Genomic DNA, 18,940 nt, shown 5'->3' with positions numbered 1-18,940 from the left:
AGGGACGCTTACCCATGCGATTGAAGGCCTTGCTTGTCTCCGGCGTGACCCTGATGGCCGCCAGCGTCGGTTCCGCCGCGTACGCCCAGCCGGCGGCGCTCATGCCCCTGCCGGCGGCCATGAGCGCGGGCACGGGGCAGTTGCTGGTGGATGGCGGTTTCACCGTGGCGTTGGCGGGGCCCGCCGATCCGCACTTGACCGCGGCGGCCCACACCCTGATCCAGCGCCTGGCCGCCAAGACCGGGCAGTTCCTGGCCGGCACGCCGACAGCGAGGGGGAAGGCGACCCTGATGCTGACCGTCACGGGCGTCAGCGCCGCCGTGCCGGCGCCCAAGGAGGATGAGGCCTACACCCTGACGGTGACGCCAACCGGCGCCAGCATCACGGCCGCCACATCCGTCGGCATCAACCGGGGCATCGCCACCTTCGCCCAGCTGGTGGCCAACGGGCCCCAGGGCTGGGCCGTACCGGCGGTCACCATCCATGACCAGCCGCGCTTCCCCTGGCGCGGCCTGCTGTTGGACGTGTCGCGCCACTTCATGCCCATCGCCACGGTGGAACGCACCATCGACCTGATGCAGGCGGTGAAGCTGAACGTGCTGCACTGGCATCTGGCCGACAACCAGGGCTTCCGCGTGGAAAGCAAGGTCTTCCCCAAGCTGCATCAGCTGGGGTCGGACGGCGACTTCTACACCCAGGACCAGGTGCGCCAGGTCATCCGCTACGCCGCCGACCGGGGCATCCGCGTGGTGCCGGAATTCGACATGCCGGGGCACACCACCGCCTGGCTGGTGGGTTATCCGGAACTGGCCAGCGCGCCCGGCCCCTACGCCATCGAGCGGCACTGGGGCGTCTTCGATCCCGCGCTGGACCCGACGCGCGACAGCACCTATCAGTTCCTGGATCGTCTCGTTGGCGAAATGACCGCGTTGTTCCCCGATCCTTACTTCCACATCGGCGGGGATGAGGTGAACGGCGAACAGTGGAAGGCCAGCCCTGCCGTCCAGGCCTATATGAAGGCCCATGGCCTGACGGACACCGCCGCCTTGCAGGCCCTGTTCACCACCAAGGTACAGGCCATCGTCGCCCGCCACGGCAAACACGCCATCGGCTGGGATGAGATCATGGACGGCGACATGCCCAAGGACGTGGTGGTGCAGTCCTGGCGGGATACGGAATCGCTGAAGAAGGCGGCGCTGGCCGGCCACGCCGGCATCCTGTCCGCCCCCTATTATCTGGATTTGAGCTGGCCGGCCGGCCGCCACTACGCTGCCGATCCTATGCCGGAGAACCTGCCGGCGGGGTTGGAAGGCCTTATCCTGGGCGGTGAGGCCTGCGCCTGGAGCGAGCGGCTGTCACCGGAGAACCTGGACATCCGCCTATGGCCCCGCGCCGCCGTGGTGGCGGAAAAGCTGTGGTCGCCCAAGGATATGACGGCCGATGTCCCGGCCATGTACGCGCGTCTGGACCGTGTGGCCGATGACTTGGCCTTTGCCGGCTCGCGGCACAGGGCGGCGAATGAGGCCATGCTGGCCCGGGTGGCGGGGCCGGCGGGGGGTGGCGCCCTGTGGCCCCTGGCTCAGGCGGTGGAGCCGCTGAAGGACTATAACCGCTCCACCCAGCGGCCGGACGCCGTGCAGTCCACGCCCCTGAACCGCCTGGTGGACGCGATCCCGGCGGAAAGCGCCGTGGCGCGGGAGTTTGGGCTGGCAGTGGACCGTCTCATCGCCCAGCCCGGCGACATCATCGCCCGGACGCAGGTGCGGGGCCTGCTGGAGCGGTGGCAGACGGCGGAGACATTGCTGGCCCCCTACCGCCAGGCTACGCCGTTGCTGGCGGAACTGGCCGCGCCGGCGGCCAAGCTGACCCGCCTGGCCGCGGCGGGGCTGGCCGCCGCCGATGCCGTGGCCACGGGCAAGCCCCTGGCCGACCGCGCCGCGGCGGACAAGGCGCTGGCGGAGGCGGTTGAACCTGGCGCCGAGTTGGAGTTCGCCATCCTGCCGGCGGTGGCCAGGCTGGTGAAGGCTGCGCGCTAATGCTCCATCCCCGGGATGCCCGGCACGGCGTCCGCCAGGAAGTCGATCAGCAGGCGGACGCGGGCGATGCCCGCCCGTTCCGGCACGATCAGCATGTTGAAGGGCACCGGCGGCGGACTATGGCCGGGCAGGACGATCTCCACCCGGCCATCGGCCAGCAGGTCATCCACCAGCCAGTGGTGGGTGGGGCCGATGCCCCGGCCGGCCGCCAGCGCCTCGCGCGCGCCCAGGCCATGGTCGACGCGGAAGCGTCCGCCCGCCGGCACCTCCGTCAGGCCGCCATTGGGTCCGTGCAGCACCAGGGTATCGCTGCCGGACACGTTGGACATGCGGACGATGTCATGGCCTGCCAGGTCCTGCGGCCGGGTGGGCCGGCCCCGCCGCGCCAGATAGCCCGGCGAGGCCATCAGCGATCGGCGTGAACGGCCCAGGGGCTTCAGCTTCAGGGTGCTGTCGGTCAGTGGGCCGAGGCGCAGCGCGATGTCCACGCCTTCCCGCACTAGATCTACTCGCTCATCCGTCAGGTTCAGGTCGATGCCGATGTCCGGGTGACGATCCTGGAAGGCGAACAGCAGGCGGCTGATATGGCGCACGCCCAGGGCCGCCGTGCAGGATAGGCGGATGGTGCCGGCCGCGCCCTGCCGGCCACCACGCGCCTCATCCGACGCCTGATCCACCAGTCGCAGGATCTGGGCGCACTGGGCGTGATAGCGCGCGCCTTCCTCCGTCGGTGTGACGCGCCGGGTGGTGCGGCTCAAGAGGGGCACGCCCACCGCCTCTTCCAGCTCGCGCAGCTGGCGGGTGACGGTGGACTGGCCCACGCCCAGTTCGCGGGCCACGGCCGACAAATTGCCCCGCTCCGCCACGCGGACGAAAGTGCGCATGCGCTCTAGCGTGACGCCGGACTTATCCATAATTCGGCAAGATCTTATGCATTGCCTATCTGTAGCGCATGGATGGGATCAGGTCTACCTGAGGCGTCGGTTCGCTAATCCGGAGCACTGACCCAAATGAACGTCCTCATCGTCTTCGCCCATCCCGATCCCCGATCCCTGAACGGCGCGTTGCGTGACGTCGCGGTGGCCGAACTCGAGGCCCAGGGCCACACGGTCCAGGTATCCGACCTCCACGCCATGGGGTGGAAGGCCGTGGTCGACCACGCCGACTTCCCCGACCTTAAGCCTGAGGATCGCCTGGTGCCGGTGCTGGCGTCGCGTGATGGTTATGCCGCCGGCCGGTTGACGGCCGACGTGCTGGCGGAGCAGGAAAAGCTGCGCTGGGCCGACATGCTGATCCTGCAGTTCCCCCTCTGGTGGTTCACCATGCCGGCCATCCTGAAGGGCTGGGTTGATCGCGTGTTCGCCTACGGTTTCGCCTATGGCGTGGGCGAACACAGCGACCGTCGCTGGGGCGACCGCTATGGCGAGGGCGTCTTCCAGGGCAGGCGCGCCATGGTCATCACCACCGCCGGCGGCTGGGCACCGCACTACGGCCCGCGCGGGATCAACGGCCCCATCGACGACCTGCTGTTCCCCATCCACCATGGCATCCTCTACTACCCCGGCTACGCCGTCCTGCCGCCCTTCGTCCTGTACCAGGCGGATCGGCTGGACGCGGCGGGCTTCGAGCGCGAGGCCGAGCGTCTGCGGGAACGCCTGCGCACCTTGGAGCAGACGGCTCCCATCCCCTATCGGCAGCAGAACGGTGGGGACTACCGGATCCCCAGCATGGAACTGCGGGAGGGGCTCAGTGAGGGCGCAACCGGCTTCGGGGTGCATCTGCGAGAGGGGGTCAAATCCTGATCTTCAGCCGCGCCCCGATCTCCCCCACCAGGCCCCGGCGGAAGACCAGCACGCAGGCGATGAAGACGGCGCCGATCACGGCGGCGACGGGCAGGCCGCTGGTGGCCAGAGCGCTTTCCAGGCCCACGGACAGGAAGGCGCCCACGGCGGGGCCGGCCACGGTGCCGATGCCGCCCAGCAGGGTCATCAGCACCACCTCGCCCGACATCTGCCACTGTACGTCGGCCAGCGTGGCGATCTGGAAGACCAGGGCCTTGGTGCCGCCGGCCAGGCCCGCCAGCGTGGCCGACAGCACGAAGGCCGTCAGCTTGTAGCGGTCGACCTCATAGCCCAGCGACCGGGCGCGGGCCTCGTTGTCGCGCACCGCCTTCAGCACCTGGCCGAAGGGCGAATGAATGATGCGGTAAAGCGCCAGGTGGCCCAGGGCCGCGATGGCCAGCACGGCGTAATAGGCGCTGGTGGGCTGGCCAAGGTCGATCAGGCCCAACAGGCGGCCCTGGGGGACACCCTGGATGCCGTCCTCACCGCCGGTGAAGGGGGCTTGCAGGAACAGGAAGAACAGCATCTGCGCCAGCGCCAGCGTGGTCATGGCGAAATAGATGCCCTGGCGGCGGATGGCCAGCGCACCCATGGCCAGGCCCAGCAGGGCGGCCGCCAGCGTGCCACCGAGGATGGCCAGTTCCGGCGGCCAGCCCCACACCTTGGCGGCATGGGCGGTGACATAGGCCGCCCCGCCGAAGAAGGCGGCATGCCCGAAGGACAGCAGGCCGGCGTAGCCCAGCAGCAGGTTGAAGGCGGCGGCGAATAGGGCGAAGCACAGCGCCTTCATCAGGAAGGCGGGGTAGATCACCCAAGGGGCGGCCAACAGCAGGGCCAGGGCGGCCAGGGCCAGGAGGGCGAGGGGAGGGAGGCGCATCAGCTGGCCCGCCCGAACAGCCCGGCGGGGCGGACCATCAGCACCACCGCCATGATGACGAACACCACGATGTTGGCGGCAGGGGGATAGAACACCTTGGTCATGCCCTCGGCCAGGCCCAGGCCATAGCCGCTGAGGATGGCGCCGGACAGGGACCCCATGCCGCCGATGACCACCACGGCGAAGACGACGATGATCAGGTTGCTGCCCATCAGGGGGTTGGCCTGGTAGACGGGGGCGGCCATGACCCCAGCGAAGGCCGCCAGCGCCACCGCCACGCCGAAGGTGACGGTGACCAGCAGCGGTACGTTCAGGCCCAGGGCCTGGGCGACGTCCGGCCGTTCCGTGACCGCGCGCAGGCGGGCGCCCAGGGCGGTGCGCTCAATGGCCAGCCAGGTGGCCAGGCAGACGACGATGGAGGCCGCGACCACCCAGCCGCGATAGAGCGGCAGGAACATGAAGCCCAGGTTGACGCCCCCCTGCAGCGCCTCCGGCACGGGATAAGGCTGACCGGAGGACCCGTAGACCTGCCGGAAGGTGCCTTCCAGCACCAGAGCCAGGCCGAAGGTGGCCAGCAGGCCGTACAGCGGATCCAGGCCGGCCAGGCGCTTCAGCATCAGCCGCTCCACCCCCATGCCCAGCAGCCCCATCGCCAGGGGCACCAGCACCAGGGCCGGCCAGTAGCCGACGTCCAGGTAGGTCGCCAAGCCCCAGGCGGCGAAGGCGCCCACCATGTAGAAGGCGCCATGGGCGAAATTGATGATGCCCAGCACGCCGAAGATGACGGCCAGGCCCAGGCTCAGCAGGGCGTAGAAGGCGCCGTTGATGAGGCCCAGCAGCAGCTGTCCCGACAGAACCTGAACGGACATCTCACACCCCCAGGAAGCGGTCCAGCCGGCCGGGGTCGGCGGCCAGCTCGGCGTTGTCAAGACTGTCCACCACCCGGCCGTTTTCCATGACGATGTGGCGGTCGGCCACGGATGCCGCGAAATGCACGTTCTGCTCCACCAGCAGCACTGTGTATCCCCGGCTCTTCAGATCGCGAAGGATCGCGCCGATCTGCTGCACAATGACGGGGGCCAGGCCCTCCGTCGGTTCGTCCAGCAGCAGCAGGCGGGCCCCGGTGCGAAGGGCGCGGGCGATGGCCAGCATCTGCTGCTCCCCGCCCGACAGTTTGGTGCCGGGGCTGGCGCGCCGCTCCTTCAGGCGGGGGAACAGGGCGTCGATCTCACCATCGCTCAAGGCGCCCGCCTGCGCGCGCGGTGGCAGGGCTAGGTTCTCCGCCACCGACAGGCTGGCGAAGATGCCCCGGTCGTCGGGGACGTAGCCGATGCCGGCGCGGGCGATGCGGTGTGGCGGCAGGCCGATCAACTGCCGACCTCTCAATGCGATGGAGCCGCTACGGCGGGGCAGCAGGCCCATGATGGCGCGCAGGGTGCTGGTCTTGCCCGCACCATTGCGGCCGACCAGGGTCACGACCTCGCCCGCCCGGATGCTGAAGTTCACGCCGTGCAACACATGGCTGTCGCCGTAATGGCCGTCCAGGCCGTTGACCGACAGCACCGCCTCAGGCATGCCCGGTCCCCATGTAGGCCTCGCGCACGGCGCGGTCGGCGGCGATGTCGGCGTAGCTGCCCTCGGCCAGGATCTCCCCCCGCTGCAGCACGGTGATGCGATCCGACAGGTCGGCGACCACGCCCAGGTTGTGTTCCACCATCACCACCGTCCGCTGGCCGTTTTCCCTTTGCGCCGCGCGGCGGATCAGGGCGGCGGTGCGGTCCACGTCCTCCCGCCCCATGCCGGCCAGCGGCTCGTCCAGCAGCAGCACGTCGGGGTCCAGCGCCAGCGTGGTGGCGATCTCCAGCGCCTTCTTGGCGCCGTAGGGCAGGGTGCCGGCCGGTTCTTGGGCGCGCGCTTCCAGCCCGACCTCGGCCAGCAGGGACACTGCCTGGTCGTTCAGCGCGGCCAGTGTGGATTCCGTCCGCCAGAAATGGAAACGGCCGGGCGTGCGCCGCTGCAGCGCCACGCGCACGTTCTCCAGCGCCGACAGGTGGGGGAAGGTGGCGGAGATCTGGAAGGAGCGGCCTATGCCCCGCCGGGCGATGGCGGCCGGGCTGGCGCCGGTGATGTCCGCGCCGTCATGCAGGATGTGGCCGGATGTCGGCGCCAGGAACTTGGTCAGCAGGTTGAACACGGTGGTCTTGCCGGCGCCGTTGGGGCCGATCAGGGCATGGATGGTCCCCCGGCGCACGGTGAAGTCCAGGTCGCGCACGGCGGTGAAACCCTGGAAGGACTTGGTCAGTCCCCGTGTCTCCAGGACCACGTCCGGTATCGGATCCACCACTGGGGGGTCCGTCATTGCGGGGTCGGTCATCGGGCCTGCCCTGTCGCGCATCCTGGCCGGCAGTGTCCGCCGGGTCTTTGGTCTCCCGCGGTCATTAGGCCCAGGGCAACAAGATATTTCAAGGTGTTGCATTCCCGGATCGTCCGGGATGCGGCATAGTGGTGGGCAGCGGCGCCGGGATCGGCAGGGTCGGGCGTCGACCATAACGATATCGGGAGGAAGCGGATGAGCGGAACTCTGACACGGCGCGGCCCCGTGATCCTCGGCGCGATGCTCGGGGCGGCGTTGAGCCTGATGCCGCTGGGCGCGGCGCGGGCGGCCGCCGAGGCGGACACGACAAAGCCGGTGCGCATCGGCATCCTGAACGACCAGTCCGGCACCTATGCCGATTTCGGCGGGCGCGGTTCGGTCGTGGCGGCGCAAATGGCCATCGACGATTTCGGCGGCAGCGTGCTGGGGCGCAAGATCGTGCTGCTCAGCGCCGACCATCAGAACAAGCCGGACACCGGCGTCGCCATCGCCCGCCAGTGGTTCGATGCCGATGCCGTCGACATGATCGGCGAGCTCACCACCTCTTCCGTCGCCCTGGCGGTGCAGGACCTGGCCAAGGCCAAGGGCAAGATCGACATTGTGGTGGGGGCGGCGACCTCCAAGCTCACCAATGAGGCCTGCTCGCCCACCGGCTTCCATTGGGCCTACGACACCTATGCCCTGGCGCGCGGCACGGGCGGGGCGCTGGTGGAATCGGGGGGCAAGTCCTGGTTCTTCATCACCGCCGACTACGCCTTCGGGCACCAGCTGGAAAAGGACACCACCGACTTCGTGACGGCGAAGGGCGGCACGGTGGTGGGGGCGCTCAACGCGCCCTTCCAGAACAGCGACTTCTCGTCCTTCCTGTTGCAGGCGCAGGCGTCCAAGGCCCAGGTCATCGGCCTGGCCAACGCCGGCACCGACACCACCAACGCCATCAAGCAGGCGGCGGAATTCGGCATCACCAAGGGCGGGCAGAAGCTGGCCGGCCTGCTGTTCACCCTCAGCGACGTGCACGCCCTGGGCCTGAAGACGGCGCAGGGCCTGGTGCTGACCGAGGCCTTCTACTGGGATCGTGACGATGCCAGCCGGCAATGGGCGGAGCGCTATTTCCAAAAGACCAAGCGCATGCCCAACATGATCCAGGCCGGAACCTATTCCTCGGTCCTGCATTACCTGAAGGCGGTCAAGGCGGCGGGCACCACCGACGCCAAGGCGGTGGCGGCCAAGATGCGGGAACTGCCGGTGGACGACATGTTCGCCAAGGGCACGGTGCGCGAAGACGGCACCATGGTGCACGACATGTACCTGTTCGAGGTGAAGAAGCCCGAGGAGAGCAAGAAGCCCTGGAATTATTACAAGCTGCTGCGCACCATTCCGGGGGAGGAGGCCTACCAGGCCCAGGACAAGGGGGCCTGCCCCCTGATTAAAGCCCATTGAGGCCAGGAAGGCATCCTGATCCGGCGTCCGGTTTTTGAAGCCCCATTCGCCGCATTGCCGCCCCGACCGCCCCAACGGTAGAAGGTCGGGCAGGGCGGCTTATCTAGGGTAGGCGACCCTTTGCGGGGATTGGGGCGGGGACCGGACGGATGAGCAACGCGGAATCGATGGCGAAGGATGAGGGCGCGGCCGCCCCAGCGACCGATGGCCTGCATGAACAGCACGGCCACGGCCATGTCCACGGCAGCCGTGGCATGCTGATGCTGGGGGCGCTGGGCGTGGTTTTCGGCGACATCGGCACCTCCCCCCTCTATGCCATGCAAACGGCGCTGGGCGCCGTCACCCATCACGGCCGCCTGCCCAGCGAGGGCGATGTGTTGGGGGTGGTCAGCCTGATCATCTGGGCGCTGATCCTGATCGTGGCGGTGAAGTACGTGGCCCTGGTGCTGCGCGCCGACAATGACGGCGAGGGCGGCATCCTCTCGCTCCTGTCCCTGGTACATCCGCCCAGCGCCAGGGAGATGGTGCCGATGGTGGTGTTCCTGGGCATCTGCGGCGCGGCCCTGCTGTTCGGCGACGGCGCCATCACCCCCGCCATTTCCGTCCTGTCGGCCATGGAAGGACTGGTCGTGGCCGACAGCCACCTGGGCGCTTTCGTCCTGCCCCTGACCGTGGCAGTGCTGGTGGCCCTGTTCGCCATCCAGTACCGCGGCACCGGCGCCATCGGCCGCCTGTTCGGTCCCATCATGGCGCTATGGTTCGGCGTGCTGGCCCTGGCCGGCCTCAGCCATGTCGTGCAGCGGCCGGACATCCTCATGGCCTTCAATCCGCTGTCGGCCGAACACCTGCTGGTGCATGCGCCGGGCGTGGCCTTCGCCGTGTTCGGCGCCGTCTTCCTGGCGCTGACGGGGGCGGAGGCCTTGTACGCCGACATGGGCCACTTCGGCGCCGGCGCCATCCGCCGGGCCTGGTTCGTGGTCGTCTTCCCCGCCCTGATCCTGAATTACCTGGGCCAGGGCGCCCTGCTGCTGGGCAAGCCCGAGGCGGTGGACAATCCCTTCTATCGCCTGGCGCCGGACTGGGCGCTGGTGCCCCTGGTCATGCTGGCGACCATGGCCACGGTCATCGCCAGCCAGGCGCTGATCTCCGGCGTCTTCTCCATGACGCGGCAGGCCATCACCCTGCGCCTGCTGCCGCGCATGTCCATCTCCCCCACCTCGCGCAAGTCCTACGGCCAGATCTACGTCGGCGTGGTCAACTGGCTGCTGATGATCGCGACCCTGATGATCGTGCTGGGCTTCCGCCATTCCGAGGCGCTGGCCGCCGCCTACGGCATCGCCGTGTCGGCCACCATGCTGATCACCACCATCCTGCTGCGCCGGGTGATGCGCGAGCTGTGGAACTGGCCGGCCATCCCCACCAACCTGATGATGGGCTTCTTCGCCGCCGTGGACCTGGCCTTTCTGGTGGCCAACAGCACCAAGCTGCTGGAGGGCGGCTGGCTGCCGCTGGCCATCGGCGGCTTCATCGCCTTCCTCATGGTCGCCTGGCGCAAGGGCACCGCCATCGTGCAGATCAAGCTGAGCGAGGGCGGCACCACCTTCGCCGACTTCATGCGCCAGGTGGAGGAGACGGTGGTGCACCGCCTGCCCGGCACGGCGGTGTTCGTGACCCGCACGGCCGACCGGGTGTCGCCCATGCTGGTGCATCACGTCACCCACAACCGGGTGCTGCATGAGCACGTCATCCTGCTGACCCTGGTGCCGACCAAGCGGCCCCGCGTGCCGGCCGGTGAGCGCCTGTCGGTGGAACAGGTGGGCAATGGCTTCTGGCGGGTGACGGTGCGCATCGGCTTCATGCAGAAGCCCGACGTGCCCACGGTCATGCGCGGCTTGGCCCGCCTGGGCCTGGCCTTCTGCCGGGAGGAGGTGACCTACTACATCTCGCATGAGCGGCTGATCCGCGCCGAGCGGAACCCCGCCCTCTCCGGCCCCATCTGGACCGCCTATCACCTGATGCAGCGCCTAGGCCTGCGGGCGTCGGATTACTTTCACCTGCCGCCGGAACAGGTGATGGAAGTGGGATTCAGGTTGGAGGTCTAGTTTCCCCGCAGACCTCGCGCACGCAGCCGCGCAGCCAGCGGTGGGCGGGGTCGGCGTCCAGGCGGGGGTGCCAGAGCAACGACACGGTGATTTCCGGCACATCGACCGGCAGGGCGAAGCTGAACAGGCCCTCGCGCAAGGTCAGGGTATGCCGCTCCGGCACCGTCGCCACCAGGTCGGTGGCGCGGGCCAGGGTCAATGCGGCGGAGAAGTCACCGACGATGACGGCCACGTCGCGGGCGAGGCCCAGCGGTTCCAGCGCCGCGTCCACCGGGGCATGGCGGCGGTCCGGGTCATGGTCGCGGCGGGCCACGGCGATGTGGCGGGCGGCGGCGAAGCGGACGGGGGTGAGGGTACCTAGGCTCAAGGGATGCCCGGCCCGCGCCACGCCGACGAAGCGGTCGCGGAACAGCGCCTGTGCGCGGACCTCCGGCCCCATGCCGTCGCCCACCACCCCGGTTTCCAGATCTACGGCGCCGTCGCGCAGCGGCGTGCTGCCTTTGTCCGGCTTGGGCGCGAAGCGCAGGCGCACGCCCGGCGCCTCCCGCGCCACCCGGGTGACGAGCGCGACGCCGAAGCTTTCCACGAATCCTTCCCGTGTGCGCAGGGTGAAGGTACGGGTGAGGCGCGCCAGATCCAGCCCCTCCGCCGGGCGCAGCACGGCCTCCGCCTCCCGCACCAGGGGGGCCACCCGCTCGCGCAAGTCCAGGGCATGTGGCGTCGGCACCAGGCCCCGGCCCGCCCGCACCAGCAGCGGATCGCCCGTCACCTCCCGCAGACGGGCCAGCGCCCGGCTCATGGCCGAGGGGCTGAGCCGCAGGCGGCGCGCGGCCTTGGCCACGCTGCCCTCGCTCAGCAGCACGTCCAGGGTGATCAGCAGGTTCAAGTCGGGCAGGGTGGCCATGACGTATCCTAACATGCGGCGCGACGCGACATAGCGCGTGGCGTGCACGAATATGCTGCAATCCGTGCGCATTCCGCCATGTCACCCTGCCGGCTACCGTCCGCCCGAACCAATGAGCGGAGGGTGACATGGCCTCAATGAGTATGGATCAACCAGTGACGGTGGCGCCGGTGGGGACCCGGTGGGTCCTGGCCGCGCTGTCGCTGTGCGTGCTGTTGTCTTCCCTGGGCACCAGCGTGGCCAACGTGGCCCTGCCCACCCTGGCGCGGGCCCTGGGGGCGCCTTTCCAGCAGGTGCAATGGGTGGTCCTGGCCTATCTGCTGGCCATGACCACTCTGATCGTCAGCGTCGGGTGGCTAGGGGACCTGACGGGTCGCCGCCGCCTGTTGCTGGCCGGCCTGGCCCTGTTCACCGGCGCCTCGGCGTTCTGTGGGCTGGCGCCCGGCCTGGGTGTCCTGGTCGCCGCCCGGGCGGCGCAGGGGCTGGGTGCATCGGCCATGACGGCGCTGGCCCTGGCCTTCGTCGGCGGAACGGTACCCAAGGATCGCATCGGCCGCGCCATGGGCTTGATGGGCACCATGTCGGCCCTGGGCACCGCGCTGGGCCCGTCCCTGGGCGGCGCGCTGATCGCCGCCTGGGGCTGGCGGGCCATCTTTCTGGTCAACCTGCCGCTGGGTGGTCTGGCCCTGCTGCTGGCCTGGCGGGCCCTGCCGGCGGATAGGGGGCCGGCGGACAGAGAGCCGGCGGATAGGATGTCATCATCTTCGGACCGGCCCCGCTTCGATGCTGCCGGCACGGTGCTGCTGGGCGGCACCCTGGCGCTGTATGCTCTGGCCATGACGTTAGGACGGGGGCACTGGGGCGTGCTGAACCTGGCGCTGCTGGCGGCGGCGGTCGCGGGCGCCGGGCTGTTCGCGCTGGTGGAGGCGCGAGTGGCCTCGCCCCTGGTGCGCCTGGGCCTGCTGCGCGACCCGGTGGTGGGGCCCGGCCTGGCGGGCAGTGGCGCCGTGGCGACGGTGATGGCGACCACCTTCGTGGTGGGGCCGTTCTACCTGGTCCGCGCCGTGGGCCTGAGCCCCGCCGGGGTAGGGCTGGTGATGTCGGCCGGTCCCCTGATGTCCGCCCTGGCCGGCGTGCCGGCGGGCCGGCTGGTCGATCGCTTCGGCGCGGCGCGCGTGAGTGTCGCCGGTTTGGCCGCCATGGTGGCGGGGGCGGTGCTGATGGCGTTGGCGGGGCTGGGTCCGCAGGGGCCCACCTGTGGTGTTGCCGCTTATGTCGGGTCCATCGCCGTGCTGACCGCCGGATATGCCCTGTTCCAGGCGGCCAACAACACCGCCGTCATGTCGGGTGTTCCACCCGACCGGCGGGGTGTCGTCTCCGGCATCCTGAACCTGGCCCGCAACCTGGGCCTGATCACCGGCGCCTCGGCCCTGGGGGCGGTGTTCGCCGTGGCCTCCGGCGTGCCCGACATTACCACCGCCCCGGCGGACGCAGCCGCCGCCGGCATGCGCGTCACCTTCCTGGTGGCGGGCGGCCTGGTGGCCCTGGCCCTGCTGGTGACGGCCAAGGGGCGACGGCATTCTTCCTTTGAAATGTAATGTTATAACGTTACATTTCTAAATATCCCTTCCAATGCCGGAGCCCGAGCCCGATGTCCACCCTCACCGCCGCCCTTGGACTGCCCCCCGGCGTGGTGCCGCCCCGCTTCGCCGAAGCCCTACTTACCTTCCAGGGCGCGCTATCGCGATGCGAGGCGGCGGGCATCCCGGCGCACAGCGCCTTGGCCGCCGGCCTGGTGGAACTGCTGCCCCGGCTGATCGCCGTCTATGGGGCGGAAGGGGTGGCCGATGTGCTGGCCACCCTGGCGGCCCATGTCGGCGGCGATGTGGCGGGGGACGACCTGGTGGCCGGGCGGACGCGGCAATGACCGGCGCCGGCATTGTCGAAGATGCCAACCCCGCCGTGCTGGGCCGTGTCTCGGATCCGGCGGTGGGATTGGCGCTGTGGCGGCGGGACCGGTTCCCCGGCGCGGCGCTGGACCCTTGGCTGGACGCCCTGCCGGCGGGCCGCCTGCCCCGAGGCCGTTTCCTGGCACGCCTCGGTGACGTGGATACCGCCCTGGCGCCACTGCTGGACGGGACCGGTGCGCCGTTGGGGCTGGCCGCCGACATCGTGGATCTCAGCCGCCGCTTCCTGGACGTGGCGGGCGGGGAGTGGGTGGACCTGCGGCTGGAAGTGGTGGAGGGCGACGCCTGTTGGAAATTCCACCGCGACCATGTGCGGCTGCGCCTGATCACCACCTATCGGGGCCCGGGCACCCAGGTGGTGGCACCCATCGATGCCGCCCGCGCGCTGGCGGAGCAGCGGCGATACCGGGGGCCGTTGTATGAGATGCCACGCCATGCCGTGGCGCTGTTCAAGGGCAGTGGCGAAACATGTGGCGAGGGCGTCGTTCACCGCTCTCCCCCCATCGCCGGCACCGGCCAGGCACGGCTGGTCCTGTGCCTGAACCTACCCTCCGCCGCGTCGCCCAAGGCTTGGGTGTCCACCTAACCTTTCGCGTATATATCCCGTTGGTGATGTTAACGGTGTGCGAACATTAATAAGCCGGCAAGGTTTTTGTCATACTTCATGAAATATCCAATCCTCGACGCATTCCAGGCATTGGCTCCGGCAACCGCGCCTTTTCGGAATATTGCGAATCCGCCATTGCGGCCGATCTGGAATCTTGGATCTTTTTTTGGAGTGTTGAAATGATGTTGGCGGGTTTCCTTAAGCAGTTCCGCGTGATGGCGGCCACCCTGACGGCCCTGGACCGGTCCCAGGCGGTGATCGAGTTCGCCATGGATGGCACTGTGCTGATCGCTAACAGGAACTTCCTGAAGGCCATGGGCTATACCCTGGCGGAGATCCAGGGAAAATCCCACGGCATGTTCGTGGAAGAGGCGGAGCGGAACGGCGCCGCCTATAAGACTTTTTGGGAGGCGCTGCGGCGCGGGGAATACCAGGCGGCGCAGTTCAAGCGCATCGGCAAGGGTGGCAAGGAGGTCTGGATCGAGGCCTCCTACAACCCCATTCTCGACACCAAGGGCCGGCCGCTGAAGGTGGTGAAGTACGCGACCGACGTCACGGCGCAAAAGATGGAATACGCCGACCTGCGGGGCCAGATGGACGCCATTCGCAAGTCGCAGGCGGTGATCGAATTCACCATGGACGGCACCGTGCTGACCGCCAACGACGGTTTCCTGGGCACCTTGGGCTATACGCTGGCCGAGGTGCAGGGCAAGCCGCACGCCATGTTCGTGGACACCGCCTACCGCGACAGCGCCGATTACCGCGCTTTCTGGGATGCGCTGCGCCGGGGTGAATACAAGGCGGCCCAGTTCCGCCGCCTGGGCAAGGGCGGGCGCGAGGTCTGGATCGAGGCGTCGTACAACCCCATCTTCGATCTGAACGGCCGGCCGTTCAAGGTGGTGAAGTACGCCACCGACATCACCCGCCAGGTGCAGATGCTGGCCGACCTGAAGGTCTTGATCGACAAGAACTTCGGGGAGATCGACCACGCCATGGACCAGACCACGCGGCAGTCGGGTGACGCCCTGACCGCCGCTGGCGAAACCTCTGGCGCCGTTCAGATGATGGCGTCCAGCGCCGAGGAACTGGCGGCGTCCATCCGCGAGATTTCGCAGAGCATGGCGCAATCGCGGACGGCGGCCGAGAGCGCCGCCAACTTGGCCGATAAGGCCGATGCCTCCACCCAGCGGTTGGCTGAAGTGGCGCGCTCCATGGAAGGGGTGGTTGAGGTCATCCGCGGTATCGCCGGACAGATCAACCTGCTGGCCCTGAACGCGACCATCGAGGCCGCGCGAGCTGGCGACGCCGGCAAGGGCTTTGCCGTGGTGGCGACGGAAGTGAAGAACTTGGCCACCCAGTCCGCCAATGCCACCCAGCAGATCTCCGATGAGATCGAGGGGATGCAGGCCGTTTCCGGTGAAGTCGTGGGTGCCTTGAGCACCATCCGCCAATCCATCGGCACGGTGCGGGAATATGTGACCTCCACCGCCAGCGCTGTGGAGGAGCAGAGTGCCGTGACCCGTGACATGTCCTCCAACATGCAGCGCACGGCGGTGGCGGTGGAGACGGTCACCAACAACCTCGGCGGCATCGCCGCAGCCATCGGCCACGTTGGCGAGGCTGTCACCACCACCAAGCGGGCCGCGCACGTGCTGGCGCGGTAATGGAAATCCGGGTACCAGCGGCGTGAGAAGGTGCCCACGCCGCTGTAGGCCCGAACTACGCCCGGAACAGGGCCGGATCGCCGCTGCCCGGGTGGAAGCCGGGGAAGACGGCGTCCACCTGGCCAACGCCCATGCGATGCTTCAGCACGCTGGCCAGCACGTCGCGATAGTCGGTGGTGACGGCCAGGTCCACGCGCTCGTCCAAGTCCTGCGGCTGCAAGCCCGGCCAGCGGCCCAGCAGGCGGCCGCCCGCCACGCCCCCGCCCAGCACCATCATCAGCGAACCATGGCCGTGGTCGGTGCCGCCGCTGCGGTTGGCCCGCAGGCGGCGGCCGAACTCGCTGACCGTCACCAGGGTGATGCGGTCGTGATAGGCCGACAGGTCATTCCAGAAGGTGCTCAGCGAGCCCGACAGCTGATGGACCAGGCTCTTGAATCGGCCGGCCTGGCCCTCATGCGTGTCCCAGCCGCCCATGTCGACGCAGGCGACCTTCAGGCCGGCGTCCATGCGGATCAGGCGGGCCACCGTCTCCAGCGAGCGGCCGACGTCGCCGTCGAAGGCGCCGCCATGCTCCGGCTGGTAGGCCAGGACCTTGCCATCCGGCCCCTTGGGTAGGGCGGCGTTCAGGCGCAGGGCGGCGTCCAGCGCCACCCGGCCACCGCGCGCGACATTGGGATTGAAGGACGCCGCTTGGCCGCCGGCCGGGTATAACCGCTCCAGCACCGCCTGGGTGCTTGGCCCCCCGGGCAGGCCGAAGCCGCCGCGCAGGTCGGGAATGGACAGGGCTTCGGGATAGCCTTGCAGCAGCTTGGGCACGCCGCCGGCGGTGCTGACCGCCACCAGCTCGCCATTGCTTCCCATCTGGCGCAGCAGGCGGGCGACCCAGCCACCCTCCGTGCCCAGGACGCCGTTGCCCTTGGGCTCCTCCGCCAGGCCGCGCTCCATCAGTTCCTGCGCCTCGAAATGGCTGCGGGTGGCGTTGGACAGGCCGGTGGCGTGGACGATGGCCAGGTCGCCCTGGCGGTAGATTTCATGCAGAGCGGCGGCTTCGGGATGCAGACGGAAATCCACACCCTGCGCCAGGTCGCTGTCCATCGCGATGCCGGCCTTGTCGCCGCTGTCCAGCAGCCGCAGGTCGGCCGGCCGCGCGTCGATGTAGACCGCGTCATTGGCCGGGCCGATGAAATTCAGCACGTCCATGCCGCCGCGGAAGAACAGCACGACCAGGATTTTGCCGTTCGCGCCTTGCGCGCCGTTGGTTGCGCCACCGGGCGCGGCGAAGGCCAACTGCCCCAGGCCGGGCACGGTGGTGAGGGCGCCGGCGGCGGCCAGGGTCTTCAATATCTCGCGTCGATTGAACGCCATGATGGTCTCCTCCTCCCGCTCAGCGCAGCTGGAACGCGGGGCTCATGGCCACATAGGCGGCCAGGCGGCGGTTGGCGAATTCGCCGGTTTTATTGTCCACCATGGGCGGCGCGTCGGCGGTCAGGGACAGGCCGCCCAGCAGTGCTGCGGCATCGATGGCCGTGGGGCTGCCCAGCAAACGGTCGGACCAGAAGGCCACCGCCTGGCCGCTGTGGGCGGCGGCCGGCCCCATCTGGGCCGTGGCGGACAGGCCGGGGGGCATCCACCACCCCTCCGCCAGGCCCAGCGCCAGGTTCCAGCGCGCCCGCATGTTCTGCGCGCCCAGCCAATAATCGTCCGCCACGGGATGCCCGTCGGGGCTGGGCCAGGCGTACAGCTTCTGCCCGGCGCTATCCATGGTGCCCACCAGCGGCTCGCTGGCGGTGACGGGGATGCCGGTGGCGCGCGCGAAGCTGGCCACCAGCTCCAGCGGCCGCTTGGGCCGGGCGCCCCAATTGGCCGTGGCCTGGGGCGACAGGGCGATCAGCCGCACCACCCGAGCGATCTGGTCGGGGCGCTGGCGGTTGTCCAGCCAGGTCGCGGCGGCGGCCCTGACCAGCTCCGGCGACGGTTCCCCGCCCAGCAGGGACCGCACCATCTTAGTGCAGATGAACTGGGCGGTGGCGGGATGGTTGGCCACCAGATCCAGCACCTTGTGCCCGTCGTTCTGCGGCGGCTGGTAGCTGTCGAATTCCGCTGCCAGCACACGCTTCTGGTAATTGTCGTGCCAGGATTCGATGTAGGTGAAGCGACCGTCGTTGGGCGCCTTGTAGCCGCCCAGATCCTGGCCGCTCTGGATGCTCCACCCGGTGAAGGCGCGGCTGGCCTCATAGACGTCCTGGTCGATATAGCCTTCCGGCGCGCCCTTCAGCGCGCCGGGCACATCGCGCCAGCGGTCATACTGGGTGTTCAGGTAGGCGTCGCGCCCCAAGGTATGCAGCTCGAACAGCTCGCGGGCGTAGTTCTCGTTGGCCGCCCCGCCGCGCGAGGACCGGTTGTTCAGGTAGATCAGCATGGCGGGGCTGGTCGCCACCGCCTCAAGCAGATCGCGGAAATTGCCCAGGGCGTGGGCGCGGAGGGCCGCGTCGTAGGCGGGCAGCGCCGGGGCTGTGTAGCTATCGGCCGCGTTGACGGAGAAATGGTCATGCCAGAACAGCGTCATGACCTGACGCAGCTGGGCCGGGTCGTAGACGGCGCGGATGACGGTGGCCGCCGCCAAATCCAGACGCGGACGCACCCGTTCCTGATAAGGCAGCTTGCGATCCGGCTGGTTCAGCGACCACAGCGCGTCCACCGGCTGGTCCAGGGTGCGCAGCGGGCGCATCTCATCCAGCGCGGCCCATCCTTCGCCGGCGTCGTACTTGATGCGCATGACCGCGCTGTCCAGCTTCTGCTGGCATTCCGGCCCCGGGCCGGTGCCGGCGGCGGCCAGGCGCAACTGCTCATCCAGCCAGTGGGAAATGCCCTGCTGCTTCAGGGCCTGGGCGTCGCCGGGCCGGGGGCCGTAAGCGAAGCGGTTCAGGAATATCCATTCCTGCGACGGGGCGGCGCCAACGGCCGCAACTGGGGTGGGGACGACCATTCCCGGCCCTCCTTGATCAATCGATCCGACCCCCATGCTACTCTATTTCCGGTCCGAACCCGGCGTCCGCCAGTAGCGGTAGGAACTATGGATAGAAAAAGGGGGCCCCAATGGGACCCCCTTTCTAACCCTTTCGGGATG

Annotated in this window: 16 protein-coding genes; 8 read left to right on the top strand and 8 right to left on the bottom strand. The window is 69.1% G+C overall.

Annotated features, from left to right (window positions below):
- Window positions 1–14 precede the first annotated feature (14 nt).
- Window positions 15–2,036 (top strand): beta-N-acetylhexosaminidase, encoded by a 2,022-nt coding sequence (locus FBZ87_RS26530; RefSeq protein ID WP_145613589.1) that lies wholly within the window; start codon window positions 15–17, stop codon window positions 2,034–2,036.
- Here FBZ87_RS26530 and FBZ87_RS26525 read toward each other — a convergent pair.
- The gene (locus tag FBZ87_RS26525) at window positions 2,033–2,950 is read right to left on the bottom strand and encodes a LysR family transcriptional regulator (protein WP_145613588.1); all 918 of its coding nucleotides are present in this window, start codon (window positions 2,948–2,950) and stop codon (window positions 2,033–2,035) included. The two genes, FBZ87_RS26530 and FBZ87_RS26525, sit on opposite strands and share 4 nt — an antisense overlap.
- Before the next feature lie 96 nt (window positions 2,951–3,046).
- Between FBZ87_RS26525 and FBZ87_RS26520 the strand changes: the two genes are divergently transcribed.
- Window positions 3,047–3,838 carry an NAD(P)H-dependent oxidoreductase gene (locus FBZ87_RS26520; protein WP_145613587.1) on the top strand — a complete coding sequence of 264 codons (792 nt, stop codon included), beginning with the start codon at window positions 3,047–3,049 and terminating at the stop codon, window positions 3,836–3,838.
- Here FBZ87_RS26520 and FBZ87_RS26515 read toward each other — a convergent pair.
- The 4 genes from FBZ87_RS26515 to FBZ87_RS26500 are packed head-to-tail and all read right to left on the bottom strand — an operon-like array spanning window position 3,828 to window position 7,128.
- Window positions 3,828–4,754 carry a branched-chain amino acid ABC transporter permease gene (locus FBZ87_RS26515; protein WP_145613586.1) on the bottom strand — a complete coding sequence of 309 codons (927 nt, stop codon included), beginning with the start codon at window positions 4,752–4,754 and terminating at the stop codon, window positions 3,828–3,830. The genes FBZ87_RS26520 and FBZ87_RS26515 overlap by 11 nt on opposite strands.
- Window positions 4,754–5,623, bottom strand: a complete 870-nt coding sequence (locus tag FBZ87_RS26510) for a branched-chain amino acid ABC transporter permease (protein WP_145613585.1) — start codon at window positions 5,621–5,623, stop codon at window positions 4,754–4,756. Before FBZ87_RS26510 ends, FBZ87_RS26515 begins: the two co-directional genes overlap by 1 nt.
- A gap of 1 nt (window position 5,624) precedes the next feature.
- Complete coding sequence (locus tag FBZ87_RS26505; protein WP_145613584.1) at window positions 5,625–6,329, bottom strand: ABC transporter ATP-binding protein; 705 nt, start codon at window positions 6,327–6,329, stop codon at window positions 5,625–5,627.
- Window positions 6,322–7,128: an ABC transporter ATP-binding protein gene (locus tag FBZ87_RS26500; protein ID WP_246134618.1), complete on the bottom strand. Its 807-nt coding sequence runs from the start codon at window positions 7,126–7,128 to the stop codon at window positions 6,322–6,324. The genes FBZ87_RS26505 and FBZ87_RS26500 overlap by 8 nt, the downstream gene beginning before the upstream one ends.
- A 195-nt stretch (window positions 7,129–7,323) precedes the next feature.
- On the opposite strand from FBZ87_RS26500, the gene FBZ87_RS26495 reads away from it, so the two are divergent.
- Together FBZ87_RS26495 and FBZ87_RS26490 are read left to right on the top strand one after the other, a co-directional pair.
- The gene (locus tag FBZ87_RS26495) at window positions 7,324–8,568 is read left to right on the top strand and encodes an ABC transporter substrate-binding protein (protein ID WP_425465744.1); all 1,245 of its coding nucleotides are present in this window, start codon (window positions 7,324–7,326) and stop codon (window positions 8,566–8,568) included.
- Between the two features lie 149 nt (window positions 8,569–8,717).
- Complete coding sequence (locus FBZ87_RS26490) at window positions 8,718–10,670, top strand: potassium transporter Kup (protein ID WP_211107225.1); 1,953 nt, start codon at window positions 8,718–8,720, stop codon at window positions 10,668–10,670.
- On the opposite strand, the gene FBZ87_RS26485 is transcribed toward FBZ87_RS26490, so the two are convergent.
- Complete coding sequence (locus FBZ87_RS26485) at window positions 10,654–11,646, bottom strand: LysR family transcriptional regulator (protein WP_425465743.1); 993 nt, start codon at window positions 11,644–11,646, stop codon at window positions 10,654–10,656. The two genes, FBZ87_RS26490 and FBZ87_RS26485, sit on opposite strands and share 17 nt — an antisense overlap.
- Window positions 11,647–11,711: 65 nt before the next feature.
- On the opposite strand from FBZ87_RS26485, the gene FBZ87_RS26480 reads away from it, so the two are divergent.
- The 4 genes from FBZ87_RS26480 (at window position 11,712) to FBZ87_RS26470 (ending at window position 15,812) form a co-directional block, all read left to right on the top strand.
- On the top strand, window positions 11,712–13,172 hold the full coding sequence (locus FBZ87_RS26480; protein WP_246134617.1) for an MFS transporter: 1,461 nt from the start codon (window positions 11,712–11,714) through the stop codon (window positions 13,170–13,172).
- Window positions 13,173–13,225: 53 nt separating this feature from the next.
- Window positions 13,226–13,501 (top strand): hypothetical protein, encoded by a 276-nt coding sequence (locus FBZ87_RS29385; protein WP_186455001.1) that lies wholly within the window; start codon window positions 13,226–13,228, stop codon window positions 13,499–13,501.
- On the top strand, window positions 13,498–14,127 hold the full coding sequence (locus FBZ87_RS26475; protein WP_186455000.1) for a DUF1826 domain-containing protein: 630 nt from the start codon (window positions 13,498–13,500) through the stop codon (window positions 14,125–14,127). The genes FBZ87_RS29385 and FBZ87_RS26475 overlap by 4 nt, the downstream gene beginning before the upstream one ends.
- Before the next feature lie 200 nt (window positions 14,128–14,327).
- On the top strand, window positions 14,328–15,812 hold the full coding sequence (locus FBZ87_RS26470) for a methyl-accepting chemotaxis protein (RefSeq protein WP_211107223.1): 1,485 nt from the start codon (window positions 14,328–14,330) through the stop codon (window positions 15,810–15,812).
- Between the two features lie 55 nt (window positions 15,813–15,867).
- Here the strand turns inward: FBZ87_RS26470 and FBZ87_RS26465 are convergent, their stop codons facing one another.
- Window positions 15,868–17,178, bottom strand: a complete 1,311-nt coding sequence (locus FBZ87_RS26465; protein WP_145613581.1) for a DUF1501 domain-containing protein — start codon at window positions 17,176–17,178, stop codon at window positions 15,868–15,870.
- A 19-nt stretch (window positions 17,179–17,197) separates the two neighbouring features.
- The gene (locus FBZ87_RS26460) at window positions 17,198–18,799 is read right to left on the bottom strand and encodes a DUF1800 domain-containing protein (RefSeq protein WP_145613580.1); all 1,602 of its coding nucleotides are present in this window, start codon (window positions 18,797–18,799) and stop codon (window positions 17,198–17,200) included.
- Between the last annotated feature and the right edge of the window lie 141 nt (window positions 18,800–18,940).

Source organism: Nitrospirillum amazonense (genome assembly GCF_007828035.1).
GTDB classification, from domain to species: Bacteria; Pseudomonadota; Alphaproteobacteria; order Azospirillales; family Azospirillaceae; genus Nitrospirillum; species Nitrospirillum amazonense.
This window is presented reverse-complemented; position numbering and strand designations above follow the sequence as displayed.

Excerpts from the sequence above, each read along its gene's own strand:
- FBZ87_RS26530 (WP_145613589.1), top strand. The coding sequence starts at position 15 with ATGCGATTGAAGGCCTTGCTTGTCTCCGGCGTGACCCTGATGGCCGCC.
- FBZ87_RS26525 (WP_145613588.1), bottom strand. The coding sequence starts at position 2,950 with ATGGATAAGTCCGGCGTCACGCTAGAGCGCATGCGCACTTTCGTCCGC.
- FBZ87_RS26520 (WP_145613587.1), top strand. The coding sequence starts at position 3,047 with ATGAACGTCCTCATCGTCTTCGCCCATCCCGATCCCCGATCCCTGAAC.
- FBZ87_RS26515 (WP_145613586.1), bottom strand. The coding sequence starts at position 4,754 with ATGCGCCTCCCTCCCCTCGCCCTCCTGGCCCTGGCCGCCCTGGCCCTG.
- FBZ87_RS26510 (WP_145613585.1), bottom strand. The coding sequence starts at position 5,623 with ATGTCCGTTCAGGTTCTGTCGGGACAGCTGCTGCTGGGCCTCATCAAC.
- FBZ87_RS26505 (WP_145613584.1), bottom strand. The coding sequence starts at position 6,329 with ATGCCTGAGGCGGTGCTGTCGGTCAACGGCCTGGACGGCCATTACGGC.
- FBZ87_RS26500 (WP_246134618.1), bottom strand. The coding sequence starts at position 7,128 with ATGACCGACCCCGCAATGACGGACCCCCCAGTGGTGGATCCGATACCG.
- FBZ87_RS26495 (WP_425465744.1), top strand. The coding sequence starts at position 7,324 with ATGAGCGGAACTCTGACACGGCGCGGCCCCGTGATCCTCGGCGCGATG.
- FBZ87_RS26490 (WP_211107225.1), top strand. The coding sequence starts at position 8,718 with ATGAGCAACGCGGAATCGATGGCGAAGGATGAGGGCGCGGCCGCCCCA.
- FBZ87_RS26485 (WP_425465743.1), bottom strand. The coding sequence starts at position 11,646 with ATGCGCACGGATTGCAGCATATTCGTGCACGCCACGCGCTATGTCGCG.
- FBZ87_RS26480 (WP_246134617.1), top strand. The coding sequence starts at position 11,712 with ATGAGTATGGATCAACCAGTGACGGTGGCGCCGGTGGGGACCCGGTGG.
- FBZ87_RS29385 (WP_186455001.1), top strand. The coding sequence starts at position 13,226 with ATGTCCACCCTCACCGCCGCCCTTGGACTGCCCCCCGGCGTGGTGCCG.
- FBZ87_RS26475 (WP_186455000.1), top strand. The coding sequence starts at position 13,498 with ATGACCGGCGCCGGCATTGTCGAAGATGCCAACCCCGCCGTGCTGGGC.
- FBZ87_RS26470 (WP_211107223.1), top strand. The coding sequence starts at position 14,328 with ATGATGTTGGCGGGTTTCCTTAAGCAGTTCCGCGTGATGGCGGCCACC.
- FBZ87_RS26465 (WP_145613581.1), bottom strand. The coding sequence starts at position 17,178 with ATGGCGTTCAATCGACGCGAGATATTGAAGACCCTGGCCGCCGCCGGC.
- FBZ87_RS26460 (WP_145613580.1), bottom strand. The coding sequence starts at position 18,799 with ATGGTCGTCCCCACCCCAGTTGCGGCCGTTGGCGCCGCCCCGTCGCAG.